Below are 1863 nucleotides of genomic sequence, written 5' to 3' on the forward strand. Positions count from 1 at the left end.
TAGCCGAATGCCTTCCACGAGCCGCACTCGCATGATGCGCTTGTCGATATCACTGACGCGAACGGCGACATTCCCATCCCTGAAGGCATTTCGGACGATGCTTTCGACCTAAGTTTGGACGACGCGTTTGCCGAAACGGCCGAAGAGCCGGTCGCCGAGGTTGCTGCCGCTACGGTCCAGCCGGCGGCGCCAGAGGCTCATGTTGCGCCGGCGGCGCATGCCCCGGCCGCGGACGAACGGAGCCTGGAAGACGAGTTGAATGCGCTGCTGGGTGCCATGACGGCGCGCACGGCGCTGGTCGCCAGTGAGCCCGTCACGGCTCAGCCGGCTGTCGCCGCCCTGCCGCCTGTTGCCGAGCCCGCCGAGGAACCGGCCGATCTTGTCGGCGACCTCGACTGGGATCTTGACGAACCCGCGCCTGAGCAGGACCGGCATGTTGGCACGGCCCAAGCGGCCGATGCGGATATTGACGACCTTATGCTTGATGAACTCCAGGATACGACTTGGCACACGGCTGGCGATGTCGATTTCGACGATGATGCGTTCGACGCGGCTTTGCCCAAGGATCTTGATCCGCGTGACGAAGCCACTGACCGGGACAATTCGGCGGATTCTCTCGATTGGCTTGCGGAGCGTTCCCAACCGGCAGAGCCGACGCGTTCGTGGAGCCGCGTGACGCCGGTTCCGCAGCAGCCGTCATTCAGTGCTCAGCCTGCGTTTGCTCAGCCGGCCGCTTCGGTGGCATCCGTGGCCGCCGCGCCGGCAGTCGCCGCCATGACGTCCTACCGTTCGTCCGAGCCGGTCGAGACCGTGGCTCCCGCTGCCCCGGTGCCGGCGCCCCAATCGCGCCAGCCTGCGCATTACGAAGACATGCCCGACGTCGAAACGGTCGATGTACCCGAGCGTGTCGTCGCGCTAGCCGACGATCTCGATATTCCCGAACTGCACTTCGAGGAAGACCAGCCGGCGTCGTCTGGCTACGACGATCTCGATGCGGAGTTCTCCAGCCTTCTCTCCGAGATGAACGCGGTGGAGGTCGCTCCTGTTCCCACGAGCAATGTGGCCAGCGCGTCTTACGATGATGACTCCTATGCCGCGGGCTTCAAGCCGGGCTATGACAGCCTCAAGCCGGCATATGACGGGGTCAAGCCGGGCTACGACGGGCTCAAGCCGGGCTATGAGCCGGAAGCGCGGACCTATGCCGCGCGGCCGATGGACATGTCCGCCCGCGCGGCGGCGCCCACGGGTTATGCCGACGCCTCCGGCTTCGACCTCGACGGCCTGCCAGGGAGCCAGCCGGTTTCGCAAGCCGATGATTTTACTGTCGATGAACTCGACTACGATCCCGAACTCGACGAGGCTATGGCTGTTCCGGGTCTCGGCGAGCGTGAGGCCGGGAGGCCGACGCGCGGACGCGGACTGTTCATCGCCGCGATTGTCGGCGCGGTCGCGGTCGCGGGCGGTCTCGGGGCCTTTGCGCTGTCCTTTGGCGGCAAGGGCGGCAGCGAAGCGCCTGTCATCGTCAAGGCCGACAACGCGCCGATCAAGGTCAAGCCGGAGAATCCGGGCGGCGCCGTGGTGCCCAATCAGGACAACAAGGTCTACGACGCGGTCAGGGGCGCCAAGCCAGCCGAGCCGGTCCAGGAAAAGCTGGTCACCAACGTCGAAGAGCCAGTGGACGTCCAGGCGAAAGATCCGGCCCGCGCCATCGACCTTTCGCCGGACCAGAATGCAGCCGCCGCTGGAACCGATGTCGGCAATGCCGCGCCGATGGCCGGCGCCGCTTCGGCCGACAACGCTTCTGCCGACAATACGGCGCCCGCGCCCAAGTCCGAGGACCGCATTGCGCAGGTGCTGCAGGAT

The 1863-nt window shown here is 66.1% G+C and carries 1 protein-coding gene and 1 pseudogene; one reads left to right on the forward strand and one right to left on the reverse strand.

The window, feature by feature from the left end; all coding sequences use genetic code 11:
* Positions 1–108: 108 nt before the first annotated feature.
* A complete protein-coding gene (locus EN906_RS39065; RefSeq protein ID WP_348629299.1) occupies positions 109–642 on the reverse strand; it encodes a hypothetical protein in 534 nt (177 codons plus the stop codon).
* Positions 643–747: 105 nt separating this feature from the next.
* Here EN906_RS39065 and EN906_RS39070 point away from each other — a divergent pair.
* Positions 748–1863: pseudogene (locus tag EN906_RS39070) on the forward strand (SPOR domain-containing protein); the annotation flags it as partial.

It is taken from the genome of Mesorhizobium sp. M7A.F.Ca.CA.004.06.1.1 (assembly GCF_003999135.1).
Taxonomy (GTDB): domain Bacteria; phylum Pseudomonadota; class Alphaproteobacteria; order Rhizobiales; family Rhizobiaceae; genus Mesorhizobium.